Annotated in this window: 2 protein-coding genes and 1 pseudogene; 2 read left to right on the forward strand and 1 reads right to left on the reverse strand. The window is 59.6% G+C overall.

All coding sequences use genetic code 11. The features are described 5' to 3' along the window. Nucleotides 1-515: 515 nt before the first annotated feature. Nucleotides 516-2,300, forward strand: coding sequence for a hypothetical protein (locus P0D89_RS51790; RefSeq protein ID WP_408379445.1), 1,785 nt, complete (start codon nt 516-518; stop codon nt 2,298-2,300). Next, the gene (locus P0D89_RS51795; protein WP_408379448.1) at nt 2,284-2,913 is read left to right on the forward strand and encodes a hypothetical protein; all 630 of its coding nucleotides are present in this window, start codon (nt 2,284-2,286) and stop codon (nt 2,911-2,913) included. Before P0D89_RS51790 ends, P0D89_RS51795 begins: the two co-directional genes overlap by 17 nt. A gap of 11 nt (nt 2,914-2,924) precedes the next feature. Here P0D89_RS51795 and P0D89_RS51800 read toward each other — a convergent pair. Beyond that, nucleotides 2,925-3,183 (reverse strand): annotated as a pseudogene (locus tag P0D89_RS51800) (IS3 family transposase); the annotation flags it as partial. Nucleotides 3,184-3,332 lie beyond the last annotated feature (149 nt).

Genomic DNA, 3,332 nt, shown 5'->3' on the forward strand with positions numbered 1-3,332 from the left:
CTGCGCTTTGACGAGACCAGGCCCGATGGGACACCGCGCAAGCTACTTGACGTATCGCGTCTGAGCAGCCTTGGCTGGTCGCCCTCGATCGACCTCAGGACCGGAATCGAGGCCACCTATCGTGCGTTCCTCCGCGATGCAAGCCAGAATGAAGACAAGGTCCCGATGACCTGAATGGCTGACGGGACATCGCCCAACCTTGCAGGGCGCCTATCCAATCGGTCGGGATACACAAGGTGACGCGTTGATGCCGCCAACCAGGCACTGGCGCGATCGATTTCGAACTGCCTTGGACGCGTTACCGGACCGGCAGCCGTTTGATGCCCTATTTTCAGCCTCAGGACCAGAAAGAGAACTCCTGCAACTCACCGACGAAGGTTGGTTGCGCACTGACGCGTTTGGCTCGCTTTTTACGAGCAGGCGCCGGGGCCAGACCTTCCCGCGCTATTGATTCAGCAGCCAGGCGGCAGGACGGCGCTGCATAAGGCCGTTTGCCTGTCCCGATCGAGGTGCGTTTGGCGCAACTGGGGAAGATTTTGGAAAATGAGCATTTGAAGAAGCCATGGCTCACATTTCAGCGCGCGCTGCTGCAGAGCATCGCCACGGAAGTGCGCCGCAACGGCACGGCAAAACAGCAATACACAGCGAACCTTACGCAGGCTGTGCACCAGCCAGACCCCAGCACCCTCAACGAACAACGGTTCGAACGTCATGTCGAGCCACCGCTCGACGAGTTGATGCAAATGCGCACGCGGGTCGATCGCGTGCACCAGGTAGTAGACAATATCCATGAGATGCAGCGACGGCATACCGCTCTGTTGAATGACATTCGGGACGCCACGTGCCGAAAGGCTGACCCGCCGCTTTACGTTCCGACAGCGGCGCCAAAATGTGAGCCAGGGTTGCAAGCCCTGCGTTTCAGCGAACGTCCCATCCGCCACATGATTGGGTTCGAGGCCGAACTGCGCAAGCTCATGTTGTTCATTTCAGATTCTGAGCAGTTTCGCTGGTGGGGTGTCGTTGGCGAAGGAGGTACCGGTAAGTCACGATTGGCGCTCGAACTAGTTGAGCGGTTGTTGCGCGAGGGCTGGAGCGCAGGTTTTCTGCGCAGTCGCGGAAAGAATTTTCCTGACTGGCTCGCAGGGGAGCATGCGTGGGACTGGACGCCAGAAGCGCCAACGTTACTGGTTATTGACTGTGTAGCAGAGCGCGCTGGGCAGCTTTTGCGGCGGTTCACCTCTTTGCACGAGAGGCGCAGCCGTCTCCTTCATCCCGTCCGCGTGTTGCTGCTGGACCGTCCAGGTGTATTCGGGCCGGTATTTTCGGACCGGCTGTCGATGCCGGGGGAAACGCGCGACGAATACCTGATAGCTGCCAAAGCGGCGTTGTACCGGCCGCCCCTGCCAGAGGCCGAGCCAGCTAAAGCGGAGCTCGCATCTCTACGGTACGTTAGTCAATATCCGGTCGTTCAAGACACCGATTTCCTGGAGATTCATCCCCTTCCGCGAGTGCTGTGGCGTGTCTTTCTGGAGACTGCGCTCGGCACACGCCTGGCGTTGCCCGCGGACAGAGAGCCGTTCTGGCAGGATGTGGCTCGCATCAGTGATGACGGCAAGCCATTGCTGTTGCACGCGATAGCCGAGGCGCTTGAATCGGTGGTCGACGCGAGCGGAGAACTGGGGCTTGACCGCCTGAACCGCGACCATCTCCTCGATGAAATGCTGGAGCGCGAACGCCACACATCCTGGCGGAGCGCGGCTGGCGTTAGCGACCGAGAGACATGGCAGCACAAACTGCCCCAATATGAATCTGCTATTGCGCTTGTGACATTGACTCGTGGCTTGCCGCTCAGACTGGCCAGAGCGCCACTCACCGAAATCGCGTTGCTTGGACCGCCAAAGCAGAACGACGCGCTTCCTTGCAATGGTCTGGAAGCGATCCTGAATCAGGACGGGACGCCGCCCGATGGCAGACTGCGGCCGCTGGAACCAGACCTGTTTGGTGAATATTTGTTGGTCAGCGGCGCGCAACCCAATGAGCGAGGCGAACGCCGCCTCGATGTTGATGTCATTGCCAAACGGGCGGTAGAACTCGACGCGTCCGCGTGTGGGCAAACGATGTTGATGGCCAGCCGAGATTATCCGGAAGAGTTGATGCCGTGGATCCTCGCGATCCTGCGATGCTTGCCGGCTGATGCCTGCGCTGAAGAAAGCACTGACGCCGCCTGGGCCTCCCCCTTTCCCAGCCTATGCCTCGCGATCGGCAACTTGCTACGATCGGAGGATGATCATGGCACGTGAGGCCGTCCAATCGAGCTTAATCGAAAGCTTACGTGAAGTCGCGGGGCGTTCGAGAGCTAACCGCTATGGCGTGGTGTTCGGTTTGTTTGTCCAGCAGGCTCATGCGCAGCGACGTGCGTATGGCCTGGACCAGCTCATTTTTGATCTGAAGAGTCAGGACGAGGGGAGTCTTCGTTTTGATGAAATTTTTTGTCGGGGGGCGGTAAGTGCCATCGGTGACTACGGCAGCGCGCAGGCGTTCGCGGAACTGGAGACGTGGGGGCGGTGTCTGCGCGAGCTTGCTGAACGCCATCCCGAGCACGCCGAAATCCAGCTCCAGCTCGCCCGCGGCGCGGTGAATGCCATCAATCGCTACGGCAACGCGCAGGCCTTCGCGGAACTGGAAACGTGGGGGCGGTGTCTGCGCGAGCTCGGCGAGCGCCATCCCGAGCACGCCGATATCCAGCTCCGGCTCGCTAGCGGCGCGGTGAATGCCATCATCGCCTACGGCAGCGCGCAGGCGTTCGCCGAACTGGAAGCGTGGGGCCGATATCTGCGCAAGCTCGCTGAGGTCATCCCGAACAAAGCTAGAGTCGGAAGTGGTGTTGCGACTGAAGTCAGCCGCAAAGCGTAGACGACAACCGGTTAAGCAGCGAACTGATTCAGATAGTATCGCTGCGTCAATACCACGGGTGACAGATAGTCGAGACGCGCCTGCGTGCGCTGGCGGTTGTAGGACATATCGATGCATTCACTGACTGAGTGCTTTGCCTGCTCACGTGTGGCGAAACGGTGATGATAGAACAGCTCACTTTTCAGTGTTCCCCCCAGAACGATTCAATCGGCGCAGGAACTGGCCCGCTAGCTCCTGATACGCGTGCGCACAGTATCGGGCGAACATGTCGATGGAGTATTTCATCTCGCATCCCTACACAATGCAAATACACCCGCCGCCATTACCGCTTTCTTGCGACGAACATGACGGACAGGTCGGCCCCGTTCAGCTGGCCGCCCATCCATCTCACGCTATCGAGCACCTCGAAACCGCTCAGG

It is taken from the genome of Paraburkholderia sp. RL18-085-BIA-A, assembly GCF_046027075.1.
Lineage (GTDB): Bacteria > Pseudomonadota > Gammaproteobacteria > Burkholderiales > Burkholderiaceae > Paraburkholderia.

Bases quoted from the DNA above. Each gene is read 5' to 3' on its own strand.
- P0D89_RS51795 (WP_408379448.1), top strand. From the start codon at position 2,284: ATGATCATGGCACGTGAGGCCGTCCAATCGAGCTTAATCGAAAGCTTA.